General features: G+C 58.0%; 27 protein-coding genes and 1 pseudogene. 14 read left to right on the top strand and 14 right to left on the bottom strand.

Annotated elements, in window-relative coordinates; translation table 11 throughout:
* The first annotated feature begins 300 nt into the window (after positions 1-300).
* From LT42_RS12690 to LT42_RS26540, 5 genes and pseudogenes are all read left to right on the top strand, one after another.
* Positions 301-1,038, top strand: coding sequence for an SDR family NAD(P)-dependent oxidoreductase (locus LT42_RS12690; RefSeq protein WP_037013550.1), 738 nt, complete (start codon positions 301-303; stop codon positions 1,036-1,038).
* Between the two features lie 41 nt (positions 1,039-1,079).
* Complete coding sequence (gene gabD / locus LT42_RS12695) at positions 1,080-2,531, top strand: NADP-dependent succinate-semialdehyde dehydrogenase (RefSeq protein ID WP_037013552.1); 1,452 nt, start codon at positions 1,080-1,082, stop codon at positions 2,529-2,531.
* A gap of 20 nt (positions 2,532-2,551) precedes the next feature.
* Positions 2,552-3,658 carry an NAD(P)/FAD-dependent oxidoreductase gene (locus tag LT42_RS12700; RefSeq protein ID WP_037013554.1) on the top strand — a complete coding sequence of 369 codons (1,107 nt, stop codon included), beginning with the start codon at positions 2,552-2,554 and terminating at the stop codon, positions 3,656-3,658.
* 81 nt (positions 3,659-3,739) lie between these two features.
* A pseudogene (locus LT42_RS26535) lies at positions 3,740-4,762 on the top strand (HAMP domain-containing protein); the annotation flags it as partial.
* Positions 4,763-4,816: 54 nt separating this feature from the next.
* Entirely contained in the window at positions 4,817-5,620 is an 804-nt protein-coding gene (locus LT42_RS26540) for a methyl-accepting chemotaxis protein (protein WP_420806905.1), read from the top strand.
* A 379-nt stretch (positions 5,621-5,999) separates the two neighbouring features.
* Here LT42_RS26540 and LT42_RS12710 read toward each other — a convergent pair whose 3' ends face one another.
* From LT42_RS12710 to LT42_RS12720, 3 genes are all read right to left on the bottom strand, one after another.
* A complete protein-coding gene (locus LT42_RS12710; RefSeq protein WP_037013557.1) occupies positions 6,000-6,869 on the bottom strand; it encodes an AraC family transcriptional regulator in 870 nt (289 codons plus the stop codon).
* A gap of 602 nt (positions 6,870-7,471) precedes the next feature.
* Complete coding sequence (locus LT42_RS12715; protein ID WP_037013561.1) at positions 7,472-8,029, bottom strand: nucleotidyltransferase family protein; 558 nt, start codon at positions 8,027-8,029, stop codon at positions 7,472-7,474.
* 466 nt (positions 8,030-8,495) lie between these two features.
* Entirely contained in the window at positions 8,496-9,290 is a 795-nt protein-coding gene (locus tag LT42_RS12720; protein WP_276209536.1) for a sugar phosphate isomerase/epimerase family protein, read from the bottom strand.
* Positions 9,291-9,459: 169 nt separating this feature from the next.
* Here LT42_RS12720 and LT42_RS12725 point away from each other — a divergent pair, with 169 nt between their 5' ends.
* Positions 9,460-10,374 carry a LysR family transcriptional regulator gene (locus tag LT42_RS12725; RefSeq protein ID WP_037013565.1) on the top strand — a complete coding sequence of 305 codons (915 nt, stop codon included), beginning with the start codon at positions 9,460-9,462 and terminating at the stop codon, positions 10,372-10,374.
* A gap of 133 nt (positions 10,375-10,507) precedes the next feature.
* On the opposite strand, the gene LT42_RS12730 is transcribed toward LT42_RS12725, so the two are convergent.
* Complete coding sequence (locus LT42_RS12730; RefSeq protein WP_037013571.1) at positions 10,508-10,795, bottom strand: Rho-binding antiterminator; 288 nt, start codon at positions 10,793-10,795, stop codon at positions 10,508-10,510.
* A gap of 517 nt (positions 10,796-11,312) precedes the next feature.
* Here LT42_RS12730 and LT42_RS12735 point away from each other — a divergent pair.
* Positions 11,313-12,083 carry an SDR family NAD(P)-dependent oxidoreductase gene (locus LT42_RS12735; protein ID WP_037013573.1) on the top strand — a complete coding sequence of 257 codons (771 nt, stop codon included), beginning with the start codon at positions 11,313-11,315 and terminating at the stop codon, positions 12,081-12,083.
* Positions 12,084-12,162: 79 nt separating this feature from the next.
* On the opposite strand, the gene LT42_RS12740 is transcribed toward LT42_RS12735, so the two are convergent.
* The 3 genes from LT42_RS12740 to LT42_RS12750 form a co-directional block, all read right to left on the bottom strand.
* Positions 12,163-13,149: a ribonuclease Z gene (locus tag LT42_RS12740; protein WP_037013575.1), complete on the bottom strand. Its 987-nt coding sequence runs from the start codon at positions 13,147-13,149 to the stop codon at positions 12,163-12,165.
* A gap of 201 nt (positions 13,150-13,350) precedes the next feature.
* A complete protein-coding gene (locus LT42_RS12745; RefSeq protein WP_037013577.1) occupies positions 13,351-13,929 on the bottom strand; it encodes a hypothetical protein in 579 nt (192 codons plus the stop codon).
* A 13-nt stretch (positions 13,930-13,942) separates the two neighbouring features.
* Positions 13,943-14,377 carry a DUF3592 domain-containing protein gene (locus LT42_RS12750; protein WP_037013579.1) on the bottom strand — a complete coding sequence of 145 codons (435 nt, stop codon included), beginning with the start codon at positions 14,375-14,377 and terminating at the stop codon, positions 13,943-13,945.
* Between the two features lie 191 nt (positions 14,378-14,568).
* On the opposite strand from LT42_RS12750, the gene LT42_RS12755 reads away from it, so the two are divergent.
* The 3 genes from LT42_RS12755 (at position 14,569) to LT42_RS12765 (ending at position 17,145) form a co-directional block, all read left to right on the top strand.
* Complete coding sequence (locus tag LT42_RS12755; protein ID WP_037013581.1) at positions 14,569-15,021, top strand: GNAT family N-acetyltransferase; 453 nt, start codon at positions 14,569-14,571, stop codon at positions 15,019-15,021.
* Between the two features lie 146 nt (positions 15,022-15,167).
* Complete coding sequence (locus LT42_RS12760; RefSeq protein WP_037013583.1) at positions 15,168-15,986, top strand: alpha/beta fold hydrolase; 819 nt, start codon at positions 15,168-15,170, stop codon at positions 15,984-15,986.
* Complete coding sequence (locus LT42_RS12765) at positions 15,976-17,145, top strand: PAS domain-containing sensor histidine kinase (RefSeq protein ID WP_037013585.1); 1,170 nt, start codon at positions 15,976-15,978, stop codon at positions 17,143-17,145. Before LT42_RS12760 ends, LT42_RS12765 begins: the two co-directional genes overlap by 11 nt.
* Positions 17,146-17,246: 101 nt before the next feature.
* Here LT42_RS12765 and LT42_RS12770 read toward each other — a convergent pair whose 3' ends face one another.
* Both LT42_RS12770 and LT42_RS12775 read right to left on the bottom strand, forming a co-directional pair.
* Positions 17,247-18,026, bottom strand: coding sequence for an SDR family NAD(P)-dependent oxidoreductase (locus LT42_RS12770; protein ID WP_037013586.1), 780 nt, complete (start codon positions 18,024-18,026; stop codon positions 17,247-17,249).
* Between the two features lie 96 nt (positions 18,027-18,122).
* Positions 18,123-18,914 carry an NAD(P)H-dependent oxidoreductase gene (locus tag LT42_RS12775; RefSeq protein ID WP_037017218.1) on the bottom strand — a complete coding sequence of 264 codons (792 nt, stop codon included), beginning with the start codon at positions 18,912-18,914 and terminating at the stop codon, positions 18,123-18,125.
* Positions 18,915-18,999: 85 nt separating this feature from the next.
* Here LT42_RS12775 and LT42_RS12780 point away from each other — a divergent pair, with 85 nt between their 5' ends.
* Positions 19,000-19,929: a LysR family transcriptional regulator gene (locus LT42_RS12780; protein WP_037013587.1), complete on the top strand. Its 930-nt coding sequence runs from the start codon at positions 19,000-19,002 to the stop codon at positions 19,927-19,929.
* 17 nt (positions 19,930-19,946) lie between these two features.
* On the opposite strand, the gene LT42_RS12785 is transcribed toward LT42_RS12780, so the two are convergent.
* Positions 19,947-20,387, bottom strand: a complete 441-nt coding sequence (locus LT42_RS12785) for a hotdog fold domain-containing protein (protein WP_037013588.1) — start codon at positions 20,385-20,387, stop codon at positions 19,947-19,949.
* A gap of 140 nt (positions 20,388-20,527) precedes the next feature.
* Between LT42_RS12785 and LT42_RS12790 the strand changes: the two genes are divergently transcribed.
* On the top strand, positions 20,528-21,142 hold the full coding sequence (locus LT42_RS12790) for a TetR/AcrR family transcriptional regulator (RefSeq protein WP_037013590.1): 615 nt from the start codon (positions 20,528-20,530) through the stop codon (positions 21,140-21,142).
* A gap of 152 nt (positions 21,143-21,294) precedes the next feature.
* Entirely contained in the window at positions 21,295-21,510 is a 216-nt protein-coding gene (locus LT42_RS12795) for a hypothetical protein (RefSeq protein WP_037013591.1), read from the top strand.
* 93 nt (positions 21,511-21,603) lie between these two features.
* Here the strand turns inward: LT42_RS12795 and LT42_RS12800 are convergent, their stop codons facing one another.
* Positions 21,604-22,425, bottom strand: coding sequence for an NADPH-dependent oxidoreductase (locus tag LT42_RS12800; RefSeq protein WP_037013593.1), 822 nt, complete (start codon positions 22,423-22,425; stop codon positions 21,604-21,606).
* 264 nt (positions 22,426-22,689) lie between these two features.
* On the opposite strand from LT42_RS12800, the gene LT42_RS12805 reads away from it, so the two are divergent.
* Positions 22,690-22,932: a hypothetical protein gene (locus LT42_RS12805; RefSeq protein ID WP_037013595.1), complete on the top strand. Its 243-nt coding sequence runs from the start codon at positions 22,690-22,692 to the stop codon at positions 22,930-22,932.
* A 52-nt stretch (positions 22,933-22,984) separates the two neighbouring features.
* Here the strand turns inward: LT42_RS12805 and cysC are convergent, their stop codons facing one another.
* Genes cysC through LT42_RS12820 form a run of 3 tightly spaced genes read right to left on the bottom strand, consistent with a single transcriptional unit; the run spans position 22,985 to position 25,554 of the window.
* Positions 22,985-23,590: an adenylyl-sulfate kinase gene (gene cysC / locus LT42_RS12810; RefSeq protein WP_037013597.1), complete on the bottom strand. Its 606-nt coding sequence runs from the start codon at positions 23,588-23,590 to the stop codon at positions 22,985-22,987.
* A 25-nt stretch (positions 23,591-23,615) separates the two neighbouring features.
* Complete coding sequence (locus LT42_RS12815) at positions 23,616-24,398, bottom strand: class I SAM-dependent methyltransferase (protein ID WP_052075275.1); 783 nt, start codon at positions 24,396-24,398, stop codon at positions 23,616-23,618.
* Positions 24,367-25,554, bottom strand: coding sequence for a hypothetical protein (locus tag LT42_RS12820; RefSeq protein WP_052075276.1), 1,188 nt, complete (start codon positions 25,552-25,554; stop codon positions 24,367-24,369). The genes LT42_RS12815 and LT42_RS12820 overlap by 32 nt, the downstream gene beginning before the upstream one ends.
* Between the last annotated feature and the right edge of the window lie 21 nt (positions 25,555-25,575).

The following is a 25,575-nucleotide window of genomic DNA, read 5'->3' on the forward strand; positions in this document are numbered from 1 at the left end:
ACCTGCTTATTGTTGTTATAGAAAAGTTGCTTCAGCTGGGAGGGGATCATTTTAAGCATACCTGAGATTATGATGCATCATGTTTTATATTTGATGTTCCAAGCATATCGCGTGCCAGGATTTCTCTGGCCTTACAGCCCATTGGCTGGCGGCTTTACAGGGGCTTCAGAGGCTTGAGGCACCGGGCGGGTGCGGATCGAGTGCTGAGCGCACTGGGAGGGGGCAAGATAAAATTTGACAGCACGCCGGCTTTTAAACATGATGCATCAAACATCAAATCACTTCAAACGAGGACTTCTCATGAGTGAGATAAAGACCCTTCTGCTGACAGGCGCAAGCAGAGGCATCGGGCATGCAACAGTCAAATACTTCAATGCCGCGGGATGGCGTGTCTTTACCGCTTCACGTCAGAGCTGGGGAAGTGAGTGTCCTTGGGCAGATGGCCAGGAGAATCACATACATCTTGATCTCGAAGACATCGGCAGCATTGAGGCCAGCCTAGAGCTGATCAAAACGAAGCTGGGTGATGGCAAGCTGCATGCGCTGGTGGACAACGCAGGCATGAGCCCCAAGGGACCTGAGGGAGGTCGACTTGGTGTATTGGAAACTGACTACGCGACGTGGCTCCAAGTATTTAACGTCAACCTGTTTTCCACCGCGCTGCTCGCCAGAGGCCTGTTTGAAGAGTTGAAGGCTGCTCAAGGCACCATCATCAATGTGACCTCCATTGCTGGCTCAAGGGTTCACCCGTTCGCCGGCGTTGCTTACGCATCGTCTAAAGCTGCGCTCTCTGCTCTGACCCGCGAGATGGCCTATGACTACGGTCGTTATGGCATTCGCGTGAACGCTATCGCGCCAGGTGAAATTGATACCTCGATTCTCTCTCCCGGTACCCAGGACATTGTTGAGCGAGATATTCCTATGCGTCGGCTCGGCAAGCCTGAGGAAGTCGCATCCCTGATCCATTTCCTGTGCACTTCGGGCGCCTCTTACATCAATGGCGCAGAGATCCAGGTCAATGGCGGTCAGCACGTCTGATCGATTGCCCTTTCTTCGTGGAACGTTTACCTGGAGTCTCTATGAAATTGCGTGATAGCAGCCTGTTCCGCCAGCAAGCCTACATAGCCGGAGTCTGGAGTGACGCCGATAACGGACAACGTCTTACCGTTAACAACCCAGCAACGGGTGAAGCACTCGGTTACGTACCTAAAATGGGAGCTACGGAAACCAGCCGAGCCATTGAAGCTGCAGAACAGGCTCTGCCCGCCTGGAGGGCACGAACTGCAAAAGACCGCGCCACCATTCTGCGCCGCTGGTTCGACCTGATTATGTCCAACCAGGACGATCTGGCCTGCTTGATGACCTTGGAGCAGGGCAAGCCCCTGGCCGAAGCCAAGGGTGAGATTGCCTATGCTGCGTCCTTCATCGAATGGTTTGCCGAAGAAGGAAAACGCATTTACGGCGACATCATTCCAGGTCATCAGCCTGACAAGCGTTTGCTAGTGACCAAACAACCTATTGGCGTGACTGCAGCAATTACGCCTTGGAACTTTCCATGCGCGATGATCACCCGTAAGGCCGGCCCAGCTTTGGCTGCTGGTTGCACCATGGTGATCAAGCCAGCTAGCCAGACGCCCTTTTCTGCACTGGCCTTGGCGGAGCTTGCCGCTCGCGCTGGTATTCCGGAGGGGGTCCTGAGTGTTATTACCGGCTCTGCCGCACAGATCGGAGCCGAACTCACCGGCAACCCCATCGTCCGCAAACTCTCGTTTACCGGCTCCACCGAAATCGGGCGTCAATTGATGGCGGAATGCGCTCAGGACATCAAAAAGGTGTCGCTTGAGCTCGGCGGGAACTCGCCGTTCATTGTGTTTGAGGATGCCGATCTCGATGCCGCAGTTGAAGGGGCCTTGGCATCGAAATACCGCAACGCAGGGCAAACATGCGTGTGTGCCAATCGGTTGTACATCCACGACAGTGTGTACGACGCGTTTGCCGAAAAACTGCAGGCAGCCGTCCGCAAACTTCGCTTAGGTAATGGTCTGGACGAAGGCACCACCACGGGCCCATTGATCGACGAAAAAGCGGTGTTAAAGGTGCAGGAGCACATTGCTGACGCGGTCAAAAAAGGAGCACGCGTGATTGAAGGCGGTAAACCCCATGCACTGGGGGGCAACTTCTTCGAGCCGACCATCATGGTGGATGTGCCCAAGACAGCTTTGGTCGCACGTGAAGAAACCTTTGGTCCGCTGGCGCCCCTGTTTCGCTTCACAAGCGAAGCAGACGTCATCGCGCAAGCCAATGACACCGAGTTCGGCTTAGCGGCGTATTTCTTTGCGCGAGACTTGTCGCGAGTTTTCAGAGTCGCCGAAGAGCTTGAGTACGGAATCATCGGCATCAACACCGGCATTATTTCCACCGAAACCGCACCCTTTGGAGGCATGAAAGCTTCTGGCTTGGGTCGTGAAGGCTCCAAATACGGTATCGATGACTACCTGGAAATCAAATATATGTGTCTGGGTGGCATTTAAGACTTTGAAGGAGTCGTGAAGTGAATGTCGATATCGATTGCTTGGTAGTGGGCGCGGGCGTGGTTGGCCTTGCAGTGGCACGCGAAATGGCCCAGGCCGGCCATGAAGTGCTGGTAATAGAAGCTGGCGAGGCGATCGGTATTGGCACGAGCTCGCGTAATTCGGAGGTCATCCATGCCGGAATTTATTACCCGCCAGGAAGCCTGAAAGCGAGACTTTGCGTAGAGGGCCGACACGCCCTATACGCTTACTGCGAGAGTCACGGAGTCAGCACGCGAAAAACCGGAAAGTTGATTGTCGCAAACACTGACGCGCAAGTTCATCAGCTCAATCAACTACTGCAGCGTGGGCTCGAGAATGGTGTAGATGACCTACGCATGCTTAACCGTGATGAAGCCATGGCTCTGGAGCCTGCGCTCGCCTGTATTGCTGCGTTGTATTCCCCCTCTACCGGCATCGTCGATTCTCATGCGCTGATGCTGGCATTGCAGGGTGATGCCGAAGCGGCAGGTACCAGTGTCGCGTTTCACACTCCCCTGCTTGGTGCCAAGGTTACAGCGGAAGGTTTCTTGCTGGACATTGGGGGGGAGTCTCCAATGCAGCTAACTTGCAGCAAGCTGATCAATGCAGCTGGGCTTCATGCCCCCGCTCTGGCGAGGTCTATCGAAGGATTAGCGCCGGAAAAGATACCCCGACCTTATCTGTGCAAGGGCAGTTATTTCAGCGTAGCCAAGCGAGTGCCCTTCACGCATCTCATATACCCTGCACCAAGTGCTGATGGTCTCGGAGTGCATATGACGGTCGACTTGGGGGGACAGGCCCGTTTTGGCCCAGACACCGAATGGGTAGAAAGTGAGGACTATCAGGTCGACCCCGCGCGCGCGGACGGCTTCTACTCGGCCATTCGCAGCTACTGGCCTGATTTGCCGGATGACAGCCTGCAACCAGGCTACAGCGGGATTCGGCCAAAAATCTCAGCCCCTGGCGAGCCGGCAAAGGACTTCATGATTAGCAGCCAGTGCGCCCATGGTATTCCGGGATTGATCAACCTATTTGGCATCGAGTCACCAGGACTAACATCCTGCTTGGCGATTGCTAGGCACGTACGCAATTTATTTGAAGTTTAAAGCGCTTTTCTCAAGCGCAACTACACTCGCATCACCATGTCGGCGAAGCCGCCTGTCCCTCCTCGCAGATGAGCATTAGCGATGAAATTCAGCCATAAAATATTGCTGGCCGCCGTATCGGTCGTCACCCTTGCGTTCGCTTCTTTTTCGACTTACACCGTGAAGCATCAGGAGCGCTACATCCTTAATACGATACAAGCACGCCTTAGCAATACAGGCCAAAGCACCGCTAACCATGTGCAGAGCTGGTTCGATGGGCGTGTATTGATGATACAGAACTTGAGCCAGAACATAGGCTTGGACCCGCGCCCTGAAAATATTAAAGCGTTAATTTCGCAAAAAGCACTAACGGGTGAATTTTTGCAGAACTTCATCGGCTTGGCGGACGGAAACGTTGTCATGGAACCGACGACATCGCTGCCCGAAAATTACGACCCACGCACGCGGCCGTGGTACAAGGACACTGCTTCTAGCCAGACGCTGAACCTTAGCGAGCCGTACATCAGCCAGGCTACCCAACAACTGGTTCTTTCAATCAATTCACCCTTAAACAGCAGCAATCGCCTGATTGGTGTTGCCAGTGGCGACCTAAGCCTGGATGCCTTGACGAAGATGATCGATGGGCTGAGCCTGAACGGGCTTGGATATGCATTCATCGTAAATGCGCAGGGCAAGGTGCTGGTCAGCCCCAACCAGCAGCATGTGATGAAGACGCTGTCTGAAATATATGGCGACAGCGCACCCCGATTGGATCAATCGTTCAATACAAGCACGCTGGATGGCCATGAGCAGATTATTGGCTTCACGCCGATCAAAGGTCTCCCAGGCGCGCAGTGGTATGTCGGGATCTCTATCGATCACGACAAAGCCTACGCGGCGCTCGATGAATTGCGGAACTCGGCAATCCTAGCAACGATTATCACTGTTGTTCTCATCATTGCCCTGTTGGGTGGCTTGATGCACATCCTGATGACCCCCCTGCGAACGCTTGGCAACGCCATGCAAGCGGTAGCTAAGGGAGAAGGCGATCTGACCCTGAGGCTGTCAGCTCAAAGCAACGACGAGTTTGGATCAGTAGCGCAGTCCTTCAACACATTCGTGGCGCGTATCCACCAATCGATGCTCGAACTTGCGTCTACTACAGAGCTTCTCAACCGGATGGTCGAGCAGGTCCATAATAGCTCCACTTCCTCACTGCAAAGCTGCGACGAACAGAACCAGCGTAGCAACAGCATCGCTACATCACTGAATGAGTTGGGCGCGACCGCTCAAGAAATTGCGAGGAATGCATCCTCCGCGTCTGTGCAGGCATCGGCTGCTAAGTCACAAGCAATGGACGGCCAAGGTGTTTTATCCAAGACCCTCTCGGCGATCAACGATCTTTCTGAAAAAATAATCACATCTTCGAGCCGACTCGAGGTTTTGAATGGAAGAACTGTAGATATTGGCAGGATTCTTGAGGTGATCAAAAGCATATCCCAGCAGACGAACCTACTTGCATTGAACGCCGCTATTGAGGCTGCGCGCGCCGGGGAGGCTGGACGAGGGTTTGCCGTGGTTGCCGATGAGGTCCGTAGCCTTGCGCATAGAACGCAATCCTCGGCAGAAGAAATCCAACAAATGATCGAAGAGCTCCAAGCAGATTCACGCTCGTCCGTAACTACCATGAATGAAAGTCAGCATTACAGCGCGCAGAGTATTTCCATCGCCACTCAGGCTGGTGAACGTTTTGACGCTGTTACCCAAGGAATTACGCTGATTGATGGGGTGAACCAATCAGTGGCCGCTGCTACTGAGGAGCAAACATCGGTAATCGAATTGCTAAACGTTGACATCGTCGAGATAAACACGCTCAACGAGCAATCTGTTCTCAGTCTCAATGCCACCCTTGCGGCCTGTGAGCAATTGCAATTGCAGTTCTCCGGATTGTCTAAGCTCGTAGGATCTTTCAAGGTGAGGTAGGCTTTGCTCGAGCAGGAAAATCAGCACTATCGTTTCTGGCCAGCGTGATAACTGCGCTGTCGGCGTATTACTTAGGTATGAGTACTTCCCGACCCACTGGGTTGAAAACAACCGGTGGGAAGGTCTCAAAAATTACTAAACCCGATGCGTAACTGGAACCTCTACCCTCTCCAATCCCGCTTGGTCTTGGCTACGAGACAGCTAAATCTAGTCGGACGAAGTAGGCATTTAACGTAAATGCCGTTATTCGCAGCCAGTAGGTAGCATGAGCCTAAAGTCCGAGCGGCTGCTTTGGGTCGATTGCGGCCTGTCACAAAAAGCTATTCCCCCTGAGCGGACACTCGCCAACGTCAGCCAAGATCAAAAGCAGCTCGCCCCGTTACTGCAACGGAACATACACGTCCGTTTGCCATTGATCCTGCGGTGTTTGCGGATACACGCTCACGTAATGGAAGAACAGTGGCTGATCACGCAGTTCTTCGCCACTGGCAGGCAGCCAATCGCGGTAGATCGGATAGATCGATTCGCCAATGTGGTCCGGCGACCCCACGTGCCGCACTACGACGCAGCGACCGCCAGCAATGACCTGTTCGTGCACGCCGAACGCATTCGGTTTCACCGCCTCGTGAATCTCGCCGCAAATGGCGAAGCGGAATGCTTCTGCTGGCGTGGTGTCGGGATTGCCGTAGGGAATGCCAAAGCTGCGACTCGATGCCACCGGCGACTGACCGCTCTGCATGCGCCACTCGATGAACCTGCTCACGCTCTCATTGACGAGCCTGGGCGAGCCGCAATGTTCAAGCGCTGCGACCCGGACTTCTGGGAATTCCACGATGCGTACTTGCATGATGATAGTCCTGGAAAAATGAGGTGTGGCGAACACCGCATGCCAGACCTGCCAGTTCGGCGCCTTCCTGAACGCACTCGGCGTCATACCGACCGCCCGCTTGAACGCCCTGGAAAATGCCTCGGGACTGTCGAAACCGGCACTGAGTGCCGCCTCCAGTACCGAGTGATCCGCAACGGCGGCCAAGCGATGGGCGGCGTGTCGTAGCCGCATCAGTTGCACATAACGTGAAACAGGCACGCCGACGAACGCGGTGAATTGGCGATGGAAGTGAAACGTCGAAAAGTTCGCCACATGACTCAACGTCTTCACCGACAGATCACCTTCGAGATTCTCATCAATGTAGGCGAGTACGGCGTTGAAGCGCTTTGTGTAAGCGACGTTGATCGGCGTGTCGGACAATGGGGCAAGCTCCTGGAAGTACGATCGGCAATAGAGTGACTACAGCGACGCGAGCATGCCTAGCCGGGTTTGCTCAACGCAGGTTTTGGGTTGGAGCATCCATAGATGAGTGACCGCCCCTTTTACCCCCGTGACGTCTTCCATTGAGTGTTCTTTCCGATTGGCCAACGGATGACGCCAGTCTAGAGCGGCAGTTTGATAAAGAAATGTCCAACGTGACGGTAATAATGGCGCCATCGCTGTAGGAAAGGGGACGGATTTATTTTCAGAGTAACAGCTGGCTGTGCGGTTTTAGATCGTTAGCTGCCCTTCCTGAAAGGCAGCTGTTGGCGATTCTGTTGAAAAAGTCCGCCATGTTTTCCACCGTAGAAAAGTACGCGTTTGAGATTGAAATCTCTCCATTTAGCAGAGGATTCCGGACCCACACTTCGCGTAGCGGCGCCTAAAAAAGGAATTTTCGGCGGTCAGTATGTAGGCGGTTTAGAGGAACCGACGTTTTCAACAGAATCGGCCGAAAGCAGACAATCAAAGCAGGCCGCTACCGAACCAAGGCGGCCATATTCTAGATATCTGATCTCACATCACGCATCACGCATCACGCATCACGCATCGATGATGTGCAAGGAAGGCCAAACAGCGGCCCAATTTTTTGATCGGATACGATCGAGGTACAGCGCCTTTTTCTCCACCTCGAATCTTGAAGTTGGTCTGACGACGAGGTTAAAAAGATCGTCAAGCCCGAAGGGTGCAGCCACTTCAATGACTTCGTCTTTACCAAGCCTGACTGCGACGGCTGTTGCCGTTTCAGGCCATGCCTCCATAGCGCTTGTAGCGCAACAATAAGGCGGGTCGTCATTGCGTACATGCATTCGAGCCTGGTTTTTTACGGACCAATTCAATGAAGGGGCCAATCGGCACAGATTGGCCTCTATGAGATTGTCGACGGCAGGATCCAGGAGTGTTTCATCAAACCAGATGACGTCTATGTCAGATGGCAGTGGCGAAAAAGGGCGACCGTGCTGCATATCCCATATCGCGCTGCGGACTAAGCCTGCACCCACCCAGCAATCCGGGAGGCATAGATCCCTGACCAACCGGAGCACGCGTAACCGCGCGGGATCGGCGCACAAGGCGCTCTGCAGTTGATGAAGCTTATCCATTCGCCCGTCAGTCCGTGCATTTGATGCCACACCTTACCAGTTCGGACGTGGCTCATCCGCTTTTGGCCGCTAGCAGCTAGCGCAACAGCCAGCTTTCGGCCGACAGCGCTCTCCCCACCGCGCCCTTCTCAAACTGATCGGCACCCGATATAGAAGCCCCAACACGACCTCTGACACGCGAGCGATCAGTGCTGCTTCATCCGGACAGAAGAACCATTATCGGGATTCTGTGTAGTGCCTTGATCATTATTCGAAGTATCGAAGCACCCGGACAGCCCTGCCGAAAGTAAGGTGACAACGCAAAGCGTTTTGAAATAGCTCATGAGGTGCTCCAAGGTGGTTATAAAGATGAAACGGTGCTCAAAAGGTCCAGGTCCGGGGTCAGCCCGAGATTAATCGGGCTCCGCATTGGCGGGGCGACAATCTCCGCATCCAATCTGAGGCGAGGTCCTGAGAGTCAGGCCTTTCATTCATTGAACTGGCGCATGGTGCTTTCGAAAGCACGATTGGCCATGACTTCCAGGGGGAGCTTGCGGTGGGTGTCCGAAATCACTTCCAACCCCCACGGCCCCTCATAACCTTTGGCTTGAATCGCATGGATAAAAGCTGGGATGTCGAAGATGCCGTCGCCCGGTAAAACACGCTTATGAATGGTGTCCATCCATAGCGGTTCGATCGGGTATCTGTGCGCATCATTCAGCTCCACCGACTTTATGAACCGAGCCGGGATTCGGGCGATTTCGCTGAAGTCGATGCCCCCGCGCTGCAGATGCCAGATATCAAGCAGAAGACCGCCGTTTGGTTGATCGGCGCCTTCGACAATAGCCAAGGCCGTTTCGACTGTGCGCACGTTACTGAACGGCATGATTTCAAGGACTATGTTGGCGCCAACGTCGGCCGCTTGCTGGCAGAGCACGGTGAACTCTTTGACCATGAGTTCAATGTCTGCCGAGTCTTCCCCTATGCCGGGGCCAATTTTGATTGAGCGAACGCCTAACGCCCTGGCTGCTTCAAGCAGTTCTCGACGGACCTTGTCTGACTGGCGTCGACGCTCTCCGGTGTGATACCAGTCCACCAGGAATTCCAGCTCAATGTGCTTGATGCCGTTCTGCTCAAGGATGGACTTCATGGCGGGATAGCCGATCTGATCCACCGTGGCGATCATGCCGTTATGTACCAGTCCGATACCCGTGAAGCCTGCCCTGCCCGCCGCCTCCATTCGGTCGTTGAAGGAAAACGGGCTCACTTCACTGGGGCCCATCGGGTAAACGTCACCGGCAATCGTCCAGTAGGCCGCGAGCAGTTCTATGTTTTGAGTCGTCATTGCTTTTCCGTCCTCTCTCGCTGTTCAAATGAATGTTCAGGCTAAGGTAGAGTGCTAACGCGATAAAGACGGCAAAAGTCGTTACTGAGTAGAGCAGGAGTAGACAATGCCCTCTGTAGAACAGGCCTTGAGCGGAGTTGTGATTTTTGTCACGGCAGCAAGAGCTGGCAGCTTTACCCTGGCCGCCGACCGGCTAGGCATCACTAAATCCGCAGTGGGAAAGAGCATCGCCAAACTGGAAGACAGGTTGGGCTGCAAGGTTTTTCATCGATCTACTCGACGCCTGGCACTCACCGTGGACGGCGAGGCTTACTTTGCAAGCTGCTCGCTGGCCGTGGATGAAATTCTCGCTGCTGAAGCATTTCTCACGAGCAATCAGAAAACGCCCGGCGGTCGTCTTCGTATCGACCTGCCAGCAGCGTATGGACGTAGCGTCGTTCTTCCAGTGCTCCTGGACATCCTCGCGGCGTACCCCGAGCTCAAGTTGACGGTGACGTTCTCCGACAGTGTGGTCGACCTTATTGAAGAAGGGATTGATCTCAGTATTCGATTCGGGACGCTCAAGGACTCAAGCGGCCTGGTCGCCAGGCGTCTGGCTGTACAGAAGCAGATCATCTGCGCCGCGCCTTCATACATCGAAAAATACGGTCACCCGAAGTCCCTGGAAGAGCTTCAACAGCACCGCTGTATCGTCAACTATCGACGGGGCCAGAGAGTAAGTTGGACGGTTCTGGATGAAACCGGTGTATTAACCCGGATCACTCCACCGGGTACTCATGAGGTAGGCGACGGGGATGCAATCATTGCCATGGCCGCGGCCGGACAGGGAATCTGCCAGATGCCTGGCTCGTTGATCCGGGACCATCTCAATGCCGGGAGGCTTGTGCCTGTGCTGGAGAACTACAGCCAGGGAGACGTGGCCATCCACGCTGTCTGGCCGCAGACGCGGCATCTGCAGCCGAAGGTAAGGCGTGTCGTGGATGAGCTGGTTGCCCGCGCCGAGAAGGGAGACCTGAGCTGATCCGGCAACGCCCAAACGCCTTGCGTAAGCGCGGTGCACCCGCGGCCATCAGCCGTACTGCTCAAGGGGGAAGGTTGCCTGTCACATCTGCGCTTTTCGGGTCATAAAGGTCATCCGCCCGCACGCAGGTGCTTCACGCCTGAGGCGTCGTGGGCCCATTGCTCAATAGCACGACCCGACCGAACCGGGCGTTGCTCTCCTGCGGGGTAATCGCCAGCAATTGATCCAACCGGATCTCCCGGTGACCGTCGGCGGTCTCGACCTCGAGGAACTCCTCCTTTGTGGGCGAGGTTCGCGTGGTGATCGCCCGGGCTGTGACGCGCTGGCCGTCAATCAGTTCGATGGCCAGGGTGTAGCGGTATAAACACGCAATCTCCAGGTAGTCATAGAGCTCGCACTTCAGGGGTCGGTACGTCTTCATTGCTCACCTCCATGCATGAGGATAAAACCCACCTTGATTACCGTGCCCGTTGCACGACTAGTCTCGGTGTTTGAGACCCACGGAGGCGCGGCAGTTTCGGGACTCGATACTTCCCTGCCGGTAAGGCCAGCAGCCACGATCCTTCATGCCGGGCGATTGGCGGACGATCGTCAGTTTCATTTTCCGTGGGGCGTCCAGACTCGGGGCAGGATCGGAGCCAACTCGAAGCGGCACGACATTGTCCGCGCCTCTGGGAATGAAGTCTTGGTCATTGAAGAGTCCCGAACTCTGCGCTCGGCTTGCACTGTGCGGGCAGCATTACCTTAGCAACTTGCCGGGCAGACTGGATCATATCAGGACGATCCGGCGCGATGACTATCGGACCAGAGTGTGCAAAACCGTCGACCGGCACCCTTCCCTTTCGACGAAACCTTGCCGGCAGGCATCGCCTGTCTGAACGCAAAGCCCTGCCCCGACGTCCAACAGGGCACTTCGACCATGCTCCTCAAGGTGCCTTATGAGTTTGATACCCGGACTAGACAGCAAAGCTCACGTCCTGATCGCCGGCGCGAGTCGCGGTATCGGCTTGGCGTTGTGCGCGGCGATGCTTGCGCGCGAAGACGTGGCCCAGGTGTGGGCGCTGGCGCGGAAAGCCAGCACCTCTACAGAGCTGGCGGGACTTGCAGAGACCTATGGCGACCGCCTCAAACGAGTCGACTGCGATGCGCGCGACGAGCAGGCTCTCGAGACACTGGTGAGTGAGGTCCGAGCCGGGTCTGTGCATTTGCACCTGGTCATCAGTGCGCTGGGCATTCTTCATCAGGACGGAGCAAAACCAGAAAAGGGGTTGGCACAGGTAACGCTGGCGAGCCTGCAGGCAAGCTTCACGACCAACGCATTTGCACCGATCCTGCTGCTTAAGCATTTACTCCCGTTACTGCGCAAACAGCCCTCGACCTTCGCGGCGCTGTCTGCGAGGGTGGGATCCATTGGCGACAACCGCCTGGGTGGCTGGTACAGCTACAGGGCGAGCAAGGCGGCGCTCAACCAATTGCTGCACACCGCCAGTATCGAATTGAAACGCCTCAACCCTGCCTCGACTGTATTGGCGATACACCCGGGCACCACCAACACAGCGCTTTCTCAGCCGTTTCAGGGGAACGTCCCTGATGGTCAGCTGTTCGAGCCAGGGTTTTCGGCCGATCGCATCATTGAGCTGGTCGCGGCACACGGGCCGGCCGACAGCGGCACCTTCTGGGCCTGGGACAACAAGCCCATCGTGTGGTGACGGAGATGTGCCAACGGCGCCCGTGGTTTAAGTGCTGCGGCGTTTACGTGTCGCGGCGCCAGCGGATGGCCCGACGTCGTTAAACTTCGTTGCTCATGGTTTTCACGGAATCGGGCAACCAGGTCAGCCGACCGTCACGTGCCAAGTGATAACGCCTGAGGTCTCTGGCCAGAATGAGCTCGCCATTGAAGCTCTCTTGCGCCTCGGCGTGGATGTCCGCGATGGAAGGGCTGCGTTCAGGATTATCCTGATACCGCGCGCTGAAATGCGTCAGCACCAGATTCTTCACACCGACGTCTTCGGCAAAACGCGCAACGGAAGCGGCGGTGCTGTGACCATAATTTTCACGCCCCTTGGCCAGCGCTTCGGTGAACGTTGCCTCATGAACCAGCACGTCAGCATTGCGCGCCACATCCTCCAGCAGTTCGGGGGTGTCGTTGTCACCGCATACGATCACCCGACGTGACGGCTGGGTAGGCTGCGCATAATCGGTGGCGAGCAGCAAACGCCCATCGTGTTCAACGTCGCGGCCGCGAGCGAGTTCGCCCCAGAGCTCGCCGCGAGGGATGGCTTCCTGCTCCAGGCGTTGCACGTCCAGACGCGCGCCGTGATTGATTTCATCGAACACATAGCCGTGGCACGGCACGCGGTGGGAAAGCGCGACCGCGCTGACGTGAAAGTTGCCCACCTGACAGCCCTCGAAGGTCTCGGCTGCGTGCAGGCGCAGTTCAAAGCCAAGGTGCGATCCGGTAACGCTCAGCCCGTGGAGCACCCAGTCATGCAGCGCTTGCGGCAGGATCACGTCGAGTGCCTCGGTGCGCCCCGACATGCTGGCAGTGGTCAGCAGGCCCGGCAAACCGAAGCAGTGGTCGCCATGGACGTGCGTGATCATGATGCCGCGCAGGGTATGAAGTGACAGGGATGTGCGCAGCAACCGATGTTGCGTCGCCTCACCGCAATCCACCAGACACCAGTTTTTGCCTTCGGACTCGACCACCGCCGTGCCGCTGACGTTACGCACGCGGGTGGGTACTCCAGCGCTGGTACCGAGAAAAAGCAGGTCCATATACTTCCCCTTCTAAACGATGCAGATTTGGCGAGCAGGCCGGATGATCAGCCGTGACCTGAAATCATCTACGTCGCAAGACGCTGCGGCCCGTTTGCACATTCACTTGCTGTGGATAGACCGCGTGCGCTTACCGGCAATTCCATCTGTTTTGAGTGTGTCAGTCGCTTTCGCAACTCAAGGGAGGCAGCAGGCCGACGATCAGTACAGCCCACCCAGTGAAATCGTCGCCCCGGCACCGGCTTGAAGTCCCACGTTGAGACCGGCTGAGACGATGACGCCTTTGGCTGAGCGCAGCAGACGCGAGGCGCTGTCGTGAGGCAAAAATAAACTGCCCAGCGGGCTCAATGTGGCAGCCGCCATGGCCAGCAGTTTGGGGTCCAGCCCAAACAGCATGGCCGACCCGCTGGCCCCGCCGACCAGTCCCACCCCTCCTTCGATGAAAACGCAGGCGCCTGTGAAGTCTTCTCGCACAAGGCCACGTTCAGCGATCGAGTCGGCCACCAACACTTGGCCGAACGCCGGGAAGTCTTCACTTGCGCCTGCGGCGCCAACGCTCTTGCCTCGCACACTCAAGTTGACTTTGCCGAATCGCGGCAGACGTGCGCCGATACCCAGGCCGGCCCCGACCGAGCCGTAGCGAAACTGCTGGTCGTTTCCCTTGGGGTCAATCAGGGTCAACGCGCCGCCAGCGGCGGCGGCGAACACCAGCGTCAGTCCACCACCGCTGGCGGTCTTGTAGCGCCAGTCACTGACGCTGACAGGTAACGGGATTTGCATCTGAATGTCCTTATCAGGGCCGCGCCACGCGGCGGCGGCGGATCCATGCGACCAGGTGATAGCCGCCGCCCGCCGTGAAGACGACTGCGAACACGCTGGCTAGAAGACTGGCGCCCCATAACGCGCCACGATCTCCGATGATCGCAGTTTTTTCCGAGGCTTCGGTGCGATAAAAGACGGTCACCGCATCACCCACGGAATAGCCGAAAATCAAGCCGCTTTCAGCGTAGCTGACCGCGTGTCCTGTGGCATCGGTGAAGTCAATTTGAGGGTGGCTGCCGTCCGCATTGAGGGCGCTGACATGCCCTTGGGCTCGCTGAGCCTGGGCGAGAAAATCCAGACGGTCGCTGACCAGGCAGAAGGTGATGTAGAGCAAGAAAAGGCCTAACGGTACGAACACAAGGGCTCGAATAAAATCGCCTCGGCCGGAGGGGGGTGTATGGTTCATGGCAAATCCTTGCATCGTCCTTGAGCGGCGGCCATTACATGGGACGCGCCGAAGCCTGTCAAGCATGGGCTTGGCAGGGTTGACGCGATGCACAGTTGCCTGAGCACACCAGCGCAATCGTTCACCCGGTCATGACCGGCACACCGCGAAAACTGGCGCGTGCTCTTTCGCCCCTCAACCAGGAAATCGAGATGCCCGATCTTGTTCGTAACGCGACGAGTGCCGACGCAAGAAGGATCAGCGAAATTATCGTTGCGGCGTTGCGTAAATCCAATGCGCGAGACTATTCGCCAGAGGTGATCAGCCAGGTAGCGCAAAGCTTTTCCCTGCCCCAGGTCGTGCGGCTGATCGCAGAGCGAGATGTGTATGTAGCAATGATCAATGACGATATCGTTGCCACGGCGAGTCTTGACCAGAATATCGTCCGAAGTGTCTTCGTCGATCCGCACCACCAGCGGACCGGGATTGGAAAGCGACTGATGGTGCATCTGGAATGCGTGGCTGCCAATCACGGGCATGAGGTGCTGCGCGTACCCTCTTCGATCACGGCCGAGGGATTTTATGCCTCTCTTGGATTTTCGAAAGTTCGCGATGAATTTCATGGCACGGAGCGCACCGTTGTCATGGAGAAGCAACTGGTTTGAATCCCTGAGGCCCGAAGACGCCCTCACTTTCCAAATGGGCATGGCCCGATCACTAACCGCTGCCCCCGCCCACGCGTGACCAAACCTTTGCGACTCACTACAATCCGCCATCCCCGGAACCCATCCGGGCTTGCCTGGAGGGCGGGATGGAGCTTGAACGCCGCAATAACGTCAAGGTGACCGGTGAAGGCCCTGCAACCTTGATCTTTTCACACGGCTTTGGCTGCGACCAAAGCATGTGGCGGTATCTGGCGCCGGACTTCGCCGGGCGTTTCAGGGTCGTGCTGTACGACCTGGTAGGCGCCGGCGGGTCGGATCTCACTGCCTATAGCGCGTCCAGATATAACTCGCTTGGCGGCTATGCCGACGATCTGGCACAACTCATCGAGCAGTTCGCCATCGGGCCGGTCATCACGGTCGGCCACTCGGTCAGCGCAATGATAGGCGCACTGGCAGACAGGCAGTCGCCCGGGCGCATTGCCGGCCACGTGATGATCGGGCCATCACCCTGCTACATCAATTCGGATGATTACGTCGGTGGGTTCACCCTCGAAGACGTCGAGTCACTGCTTGATACCCTGGATCGCAACTACCTTGGTTGGTCCAGCACCATGGCGCCGGCGATCATGGGCGCGCCCGGCCAACCTGCGCTGGGTGTCGAGCTGACCAACAGCTTTTGCCGCACTGAACCGGAAATCGCCAAACAATTTGCCCGCGTCACGTTCCTCTCGGACAACCGGGCTGACCTTCAGGGGCTGAATACCCCTACGTTGATCATCCAGTCAACCGACGACATGATCGCGCCGGTTGAAGTCGGCGAGTATCTGCATGCAATTCTTCCCAACAGCGAGCTTTGCCTGGTCGACAACGTGGGGCATTGCCCCCATATGAGCGCGCCCAGCACCTGCGTCGCGGCCATGAATCAGTTCCTGCAACGTTGGTTGACGCCTGTTCATGAGCAGTGACCGACCGCCTCTGCCTGACGTTGAGATCCTGTTTTCAGGCGCGCCTTGCGGGCTCGTGGTCACCGAACAAAACGGTACGATTGTTCGTGCCAATCTCACTTTCTGCACCTGGATCGGGATGACGGAAAACGCCCTGCTCGGAAGGCGTTTTCAGAGCCTTTTGACCATGGGTGGGCGCATCTTTCACCAGACGCACTGGGCCCCTTTGATGCAGATGCAAGGGTCGGTGGCGGAGGTGAAACTCGACGTGCTCCACCATGACCGGCGCATCATCACCATGCTCCTGAACGGTGTGCGGCGCGAACACGCCGGTGGCTGCTTCCATGAGCTGGCACTGTTCACCACAACCGATCGGGACATGTACGAGCGTGAGTTGCTCAATGCACGAAAGGTTGCCGAGCAGTTACTGGCGCAGAAATCCGAAGCCGAAAACGCGCTCAGGGAAGCACAGGAAAAATTGAGGGCCGCGTACCTCAAGGCCCAGCAACGCGCTACGTTTGCCGAACAAATGGTGGCCATTGTCAGCCACGACCTGAAAAACCCTTTGACCGCCATCAAGATGGCCACTCAAATGTTGAGCAGAAGTGAACGTCCTCCCAGAGAGACCACGCTGCTTGGACACATTGGTCAATCGACAGACCGGGCCGAACGGATGATTTCAGACCTGCTCGATCTGGCCCTGGTACGCGTCGGACGCGGACTGGCGGTCAAGCGTGCGCCCGCGGACCTGCAGCAGTTGGCACGGCAGTCCGTCGAAGAGTTGCAAGTGGCATTTCCGGCTGCCACCTGGGTACATCAGGCCTCGGGGGAGGCAGTCGTGATGCTGGACGCAGATCGCCTGCAGCAGGCGATTGGCAATCTGGCCAGCAATGCGGTGGCCTACGGCGACACGTCGCTGCCCATCACCGTGAGCTGCCACATTGAAGAGGAAAGCGTGCTGCTTTCAGTTCATAACCACGGCGCCCCGATACCCGAATCGGCCTCATCGGCCTTGTTTGAACCCATGGTGAGAGGGGTTAGCGAATCCGGCGACCTGCGCAGCATTGGACTCGGGCTGTTTATCGTCAGGGAAATCGTGGCCGCTCACGGCGGCACTGTTTCGCTGGAATCAACAGCAGACACCGGGACTGTATTTAGCCTCAAATTGCCGAGGCACTGACCCTGACGCGTCTGGCGCCGGCTGGACGCGAAGTGACTCGACTGCAGGCTCAGGTTGACGATCCAGAACGAAGCCTGGCCCTTGCGCAGGCACACGACACCTCAACGAGGGCCCTTGTTTTCCGACAGGCAATTACCGCCGTCAACCACCAGAACTTCGCCAGTGATGTAGCTGGCCTCGGGGGAAGCCAGGAATGCTACTGCAGAAGCCACCTCATCAGGCCGGCCTGCGCGGCCGACCGGCACGTACTGCGCGGCGGCCAGTTCTTCGCGGGTGCTCGACTGGGTGGCGATCCAGCCAGGCGCAACGCAATTGACCGTGATGCCGTACGGCGCCACCTCAAGCGCCAGGCTCATGTTCATGCCGACCATTCCCGCTTTGGCAGCAGCATAAGCGGCTTCCCCGGGGTTGCTGACACGCGTGCCGGTCGTCGAACTGACATGGACGATCCGTCCGTAGCGGCGGTTCTGCATGCCCGGCAAAACCCCTCGGGTGAGTAAAAATGCGGTCGTGAGATTACGGGCAATCGAGGTATTCCAGGCGTCGAGGCTCATCGTCGAAACTTCCGAAAACGCTTCGGCATCTCCCTGAATGGCCATGCCGGCGTTATTCACGAGTACGTCGATCCTGCCCCACAGCGACTCTGCCCACTCAACGAGCTCTGCGACTTGAAGCGGCTGGGTGAGATCCGCCGCGCGGCCTTGAACCTCATAACCCGCGGCGCTGAGCTCGGCGACACGTTCATGGATACGAGCGCTGCTGCCGGTGATGATCAGCTTTGCGCCAGCGTCGCCGAGGCGTTTGGCGATGGCAAAGCCAATGCCCTGTTCGCTGCCCGCTCCACTGACCAGGGCAACCTGACCGCTCCAATTACTGAACATGGGCTGCTCCAAAGGGTTGTGCAGAAAGTAATGCCTGACAACCCAGCGTAGACGCTGCCCGCGTGGAACGATGCAATCGTTTGGTCAGCGACGGCTTCAGGTTGCGTCACTGTCGGTGAGGTGAATGCCCAGATCATGGCGCCCCGGGGCAATGTGCGGTTTGAGGGTCAGCGCCGGAATGTCGTAATCGCCAGCGTTCTGCCGACGAAACGGCAATGGCTGATCAGTGAACAGGTTATCGAGCCTTTTCGCATAAGCGCTGCACAGCTGGTCGAACCGAGCGGCGTCGACTTTACCGGTTTTATAAACCGGGAAAGGCGGCAGGACCGTGAATCCCGGATAAAACAGGATCCCGTGCTGAATAGGAAACAACACGTCGTTCAAGGCCCCGCTCACCCCGCGATCACTGTAGTGCGATTCCCATCCGCCCATGGTCACCGTCAGCATTGCGCGCTTGCCCGCCAGGGTGCCCTCACCGTAGCGATCGCCCCAGTGTTTTTCGCTGTGCTCACCCACACCGTAGGCAAAGCCATAGGCATAAACGCGATCAACCCATCCCTTGAGGATGGCGGGCATCGAAAACCACCACATCGGGAACTGGAAGATCACCGCATCGGCCCACAGCAGCTTGGCCTGTTCAATCTCTACGTCTTTGGGCTGGGCACCTGCGGCGAACACCCGTTGCGACTCGACGGCAGGATTGAAAGGCGTCTGGTGGTCGTAGCCAGGGGCGTCGTCAGGATCGAGCGCCGCCTTCCATTGCATTTTGTAGAGGTCCGAAACCTCCACCTCATGACCCTTCCCCTTCAGATGAGCGATTGCGAAGTCCCGCAACGATCCGTTGAGCGAGCGGGATTCAGGGTGGGCGTAAATCAAGAGTATGTTCACAGCAGGCACCGGTTGATTGAGATGCCACACCGTAAGTGTGAATTCGCTATGCTGGAAATGAATTCCTGAAACAACTGGTATTGCCATGCACTATAGCTTGCGCCATCTCGACCTCAACCTGTTGTTAACGCTGGACGTGCTGTTGACCGAGCAAAACGTGACGCGGGCGGCGCGCGTGTTGAACCTTGCCCAGCCAACCGTGAGCCTGCAGCTCGGCAGGCTCAGGGACATGCTCGACGACCCCCTGCTTTTACCCGGCCCTAGGGGAATGCTACCCACCGAACGTGCCCGCGAGTTGCGCAAGCCGCTGAGCGATGCCCTCGCGGCATTGGGGAATGCGCTAAGCCCTGCTGAAACCTTTGATCCCGCCTGCGCGACGCACACCTGGAGGGTCGCCGCCAGCGATTACGCAACCACCGCCCTAGTGTGGCCGTCGCTGCGGTTGATCAGAAGCACAGCCCCGAATACTCGTCTGGCGCTGCTGAACAAGAACCCTGTCGACCTGGCCGGCGATCTGGAAAGCGGACGGCTTGATCTCGCTCTGCACATTCGTGGCGAAGCCCCACCGAAGCTGCGTCAACGTTCGTTGGTGCATGAGCGCTACATGCTGGCCGGCCGGCGCGGACATCCCGCTTTCAAGTCAAAGCTGACCCTTAAAGCGTTCTGCGATCTGGAACACGCCATCATGTCGCCCAACGGCGCCGGGTTCGCGGCAAGCACAGATCAGGCACTGGCCGCCGAGGGCCTGGAACGCAAAGTCGTACTATCAGTGCCCAATTTCAACTCACTGATTTCAGCCTTGACCCACAGCGATCTGGTGGCTGTGGTGCCGGAGCGGATGCTGTGCGACCAACCCTCTCTGCATGTTCAGGCACCCCCGCTCCCCATACCCGGATTCGACATGCTGATGCTGTGGCCCGAACGCCTGCACCGCGATCCCGCCCATCTGTGGCTGCGAGATCTCATTGCTTCAACGGTCCAGAGCACCGCCGACGTGCCTATCCGAACGCAGTAGTCAAACCCGCGTGCGCATCAAGCCAGCTTGACGTTCATGGTGATACGCGCGTTGAAAACCTTACTGCCCGCTTCGTCAAAAATATCGACTGACACCACTTTGTCTCCGGGAGTCGCCCAGTCAATTGCGCTGCCATCAGCGATGGCGTGAACGTCACTTTTGGCTTTGGCCAGGTATTCAACCGTCATGCCTTTTGGAATCCAGCGAGCGCCAGCGGGAATGGACACCTCGGTCATCATCCCGCCCGCCAGCTCTGCGGCGTTGCACAGCGCAATGGCGTGTACGGACGCCAGATGGTTGGTGATTTCCTTTCGAAACGGGACGTGGACTTCGGCTCTGCCGGGGGCCAGAACCGAAATTTGGGGTGTGATGGTGCTGAAGTACGGAGCCATTTGGCAGGCCATATTACTAAAGGCTGACGCGCCAACGCTTTGATACATGCTCAGTGTCTGACTCATGGATACACCTCAGTCTTTGAACGAATCGGATTAAACAGAATAATATTCTGTAACGGAACGATATTCTGCTAATAAGGAATCGTCAATCCCTCGTTCTCGGTCACGCTTTCCGATACGATCCGGCTTTTCGCGAGAAAACGATGGAACCCGCCGATCTTCTAGAACGCTGCTACCCGGGCCGACGTGCCGAATCCAAAAGGCTGATTCTTCGTAGCGCCCTGGCGTTGTTCAATCAGCAGGGCATTGAAGCGACGACCATTGAGCACATTCGAAGTGACAGCGAGATGAGCGTTGGCGCGATCTATCATCACTTCGAAAACAAGGAGGGGCTGGTGGCCGCGTTGTACATGGCCGCCTTGGAGGATCAGGGCATGCTTCGCGACGATTACGTAGGAGCGGCTCAGTCAGCCGAGTCAGTCATTCACGCTTTGGTGTACAGCTACGTCGACTGGGTCACGCAGCAACCCGAGTGGGCCAGGTTCCAGTTTCAGGCCCGCTATGAGGTCGCCAAAAGCGCCTTTGGCGACCGCCTTATACAGGCCAATCAGGCGCGCAATGCCAAGCTCAGGGCTTGGTACGAAGACTCGGTACAACAAGGGGCGATGCAGCAATTCCCGCTGGATCTGTTGCTGTCGCTGATCATTGGATCTACCGAAAACTACTGCAGGGCCTGGCTATCGGGGCGAGTGAAAAACAGCCCTGATCAATACCGTACCCAACTCGCTGAAGCGGCTTGGCGAACGGTCAGAAACTAACAGGCGCGGCAGCCGCCACTCGCCGTGCCGGTTCGCGACAACCCTCGCGGCCAGTGATCTGCCGGCCAGACAAACATAAAAAACACTGTTGATCCATCCAGTATTCGGGTTTAGGCTTGCCGGAAACATCTGCACTCCAACGGCGCCCTCTCATGACTCACTCACCTCACCTCCCGGATGACTCCTTCCTTGAACTCGGCGTACCCACCGAGCTTGAGAGCTACCAGCACCAGTGCCTGATGCTCGTTGACGAGCTTCATGACGCATGGTCTGACATCAGACGGTTGAAGGCCGACGCGCGTACGTTGATCGCCATGAACGACGTGCTCAAGGCTGAGCTGAAAGCGTTGAAAGGTGGCGCTCATTAAATGCCGCCAGGCTGCTTCAAACGCTTGCCGCCAGCGCTTTTGCCGAGCGGATGCAGGCCGCAGGACACGCATCCGTTGTGCGCAGTCAGGCGCTCAGCGAAGGCCAAAGCCCATGCGGGTCAGCTGATCAACAAGGTGCTCGCGACCATGCAGATTTGCGGCGCTGTGCAGTCGATTGACGACCTGCTCCGACCAGCCGTTTGCCTTCATGCCCTCGCGTTGATAGAAGTCGCCCAGCCGCTGGTCATAATCGGCGACCGCCGCTGGCTCCGGCTCCGCCGAGTAGGTTTCGTGGTGAAGCACCGCTGCTTGTGGAAGTCTCGGCTTGACCTTGCCTGGCAGCTCCGCAGAGGGGTACCCGACGCAGAGGCCGAACACGGGATAGACGTGCGCAGGTAGCCCGAGCTCTTTGGCAACCCCTTCGATATCGTTGCGAATGGCCCCGATGTAAACGCTTCCAAGCCCCAACGATTCCAGTGCCACAACGGCGTTTTGCGCCGCCAGCGACGCATCGATGGTGCCGAGCAACAGGCTTTCAAGATAAGGCAGCGCCTGCAGCTCGACGTCTTGCTGTGCAGCGATGCGAGAAACCCGGGACAGGTCGGCGAGCCATACGAAGAACAGCGGCGCCTGTCGGATGTAGGCCTGGTTGCCGGCCAGCGCCGAGAGACGCGCCTTTCGCTCGGGCTCCTGCACCGCCACAACGCTCCAGACCTGCAGGTTTGACGAGGTGGCTGCAGATTGTGCAGCGGCGATCAGGGTCTCGATCAGCCCATCCGGCAACGGCTCGGAGCTGAAGGCCCGGACGCTGCGATGATCAAGCAGCAGATCGATTGTGTCGCTCCACGGGGCGAGCGGAGATGCATCAGGCTCGCCGTAGCGAGCCGCCATTTTTGCCTGGCTGGTGGGGGTCATCGGGGTCTCTCCAAAAGGTTGACCGAGGCTATCAAATCGATGCCCCTCTCGCATGTCCCGGTCGGAAATCTTCATCCAGCCCACTTCCACGTCAGGTCCAGGCAAGCACGCAGAAAGGCAGACAGGCATGCGGGAGCCGAGGCGCTGCCCGTTGCCGACTGCCACTTGACCGTCAGTCATTCGCTGGCCATTCCAGACGAACCCGCCGCCGCAATCCGCTTTCCAACTGATATGCACGGCATAACGCGGTGCCAGGAGGTTGTGATGAACACAGAGACCCGATTTCAAAGTGACCTGGGCGGTGACGACCCGATGCCGACGTCCCCCGACCCGCTGTCACCTCGCCGGACAGACTTGCACCCCAGCGACCAGCCAGGCGTGGACGAGCTACCCGATAACGAAGGTCAAACCCCGGCAGATACGGACCAGGAAGCCTCGCGTCAGGGAAATATGCCGGATGTGGACGTCGATAATGCCGAGCTGGATGACCAGCCCAATCCTCGCTAACCCGACAGATGCCTCCTGACGACCCGGTCGTCAGGAGGTCTGCCTCCCTCTCCTACCCTCGCGCCAGCAGCCAGTCGTCGATCATCCCCACCGCCTCCTGCACATCCACCTGGTCGCTGTGAATGTGCAGCTCGGGAAACACCGGTGGCTCATAAGGGGCATCCAATCCGGTAAACCCGGAAATCGACCCCGCCCGTGCGCGGCGGTACAAGCCTTTGGGATCGCGGGCCTCGGCCACCGCCAGCGGCACATCCACATAGACTTCCACAAACCGCGTGCTGCCAACAATCGATCGGGCCAGATGCCGAGCTGCGCGCGTGGGCGAGATCAACGCAACCATCACCGTCAGTCCCGCATCGGCCATGAGCGCGGCCACCTCGGCGACGCGGCGAACGTTTTCATCGCGGTCCTGGGCCGAGAAACCCAGGTCCCGACACAGGCCGGTGCGCACCGAGTCGCCATCCAGAATGCAGGTTGTCAGGCCACGGTTTTGCAGTACCGGGCCGAGGCTGTCGACAATCGTCGATTTACCCGCTGCCGATAGCCCCGTCAGCCAGATGACCCGCGGCCTGATGTGGGCGCCAGTCGCGGTGGTGTGCTGAAAAGCATACGGCGTGAGGTGGTTGTGTCGGGTCAGGCCAGGGTTGTAGGTTTTCATGTGCAGGCTCCTCCTTGAGTCAGTGTCAGGCGTGGGCTTGATGGACGATGAAATCGACGCTCATGACGTCATACACCGGTTTGAAATCGCCAAAGGAGCGCGGGGTGTGGAAGCCGGCCTCGCGCAATTCTTCCTGTAACTGGCGGGGTCGAATCGGGAACACCCGCAAGCGGTATTGAGCCCCGTCGGCAAAATCGTAAACAAACTCGCACCGTGACTCGTCCAGTTCACCGAGTGTCACGCGGGCGGTCTTGCCACAATAGTAATAACGCCCCGAGGACGAAAAGCGCCCGGCGAGAATGGCCTCGAAATTGCGCTGATCCACCAGCAACAGCCCGCCGGGTTTGAGCATCCGCCGGAACCGCTCAAGCGCCGCTATGCGCGCCTGCCGGTCAAACACATGGCACAGGGAGCTGCCCAGACATAGCACCGCATCAAAGGTGCCCAGCACCCGTGGATCCAGCGCCTGCCAATCGTGGCAGTGGACTGGCACGCCGATGCCGAGTCGATCCAGGTTGCACCGTGCGCGATCCACCATCGTTGGGCTGCCGTCGCTGGCGGTCACATCAAAACCGGCCTTGTGCAACTGCGCCGCATGGAAGCCGCTGCCAGTGGCGACATCCAGCACTCGCCAGGCGCGGGCCTGGCGCAGAAGATCGGAAAAGAACGCCCCCTCACCGGCTGCCCGTTTTTCCCAGTCGATCAATTCGTCCCAGCGCGCGACGAAATCTTCAGCGTACTGCCGAGCATAATCGTGGTCCGCACTACTCGAAGCTTCAACGGGCGAAAGCGCGATGGCCGGTGGCATGGGCAACGACTCCTTTGTGCGCGCCGTTCCCGGCGTAGGTTTTGTATTTGCAGCCCAGCTCCTCGGCCCAGGCAGCGGCGTCGCTGACGCGCATTTCGGCCATGGAGAAACCCAGCTCACGCTGCATGACGGCCATTTGTGACTGGCCGAACACCGCCGTACCGTCGGCGCGAATCATGCTGATCCCGTCCAGCCGCTGGCCGGCTTCGTTGACTTTTATGGCTTCTTCGCGGGTGACGCCGTAGGGCAGGTCGAGCAAGACCTTGCCCATACCGACCTTGATGGGGTAACCGCCAGGCAGACCCTGGGGCCCGGGTGCATGGACCCGCACCTCATTTTCAGCGAAGAGGTTTTCCAGCACGGTCACCGCCGACATCGCCGTCAGGTACTGCCCGTCCGTACCACCCAACCGTCGGAACTCGCTGGCGATACAGCCGAAGATAGCGTCGGCGGCATGCTCATCGGTGCGTTCTTCACCCTCAATCCAGTACGTCAGACTACACGTGGGGTCTGGCACTTGCGGAGGCAGACCATGCCGTGGCACCCAGTGGCTGAAATAATGGTGCCCCACCAGTTTCACCCTGACTTGCGAGGGATGGCATTCGGTAAGGCGCGCAATCGCGCTGCGCGTGGCGGGAACCAGATTGGCGATGTTGCCAACGCCGACATCCGGCGCCATGCCCACTTTGTACAGAATCGGGTTCACCGCGTCCGGAAAGGCAGCATTGATCACCAGGCACTTGGGGCACGATTGTTTGATCGCCCGCATCAAGGCGTGGGCCGGCGCAAGGTGCATCGGCAGCCAGGGGCCCAACTGGGCGTGATCAAGGGCGGCAAACTTGTCGGCCGGCAGCTGCGTTATCACGCGCCAGGACTGCAAGGAAGCGCAGTTGAGCACGATGTCCGGTTTGATTTTCAGCAGCGTCTCGGCGTTGCGGCCGATCCACGATTCCTTCAGGTCCATGTGGTGGCTGTGGATCTCGACCGCCACGTTTTGCTGGAGCGCGGCGAGACGGATGAGGTTGGTCAGCCGGTCCGCCTTTTCCAGATCCCGGCTTGCCACGTGAAACTCGAACTGATTGCGAGGGGCCAGGATCTGCAGGATCTGCAGACACAGGTTGCCGCCGCCGACGATGAGCAGTTTCTTGCGGTGCATGGTGTTCTCCCTGAAACGCGT

The sequence above is a fragment of the Pseudomonas lutea genome, assembly GCF_000759445.1.
Taxonomy (GTDB): Bacteria; Pseudomonadota; Gammaproteobacteria; order Pseudomonadales; family Pseudomonadaceae; genus Aquipseudomonas; species Aquipseudomonas lutea.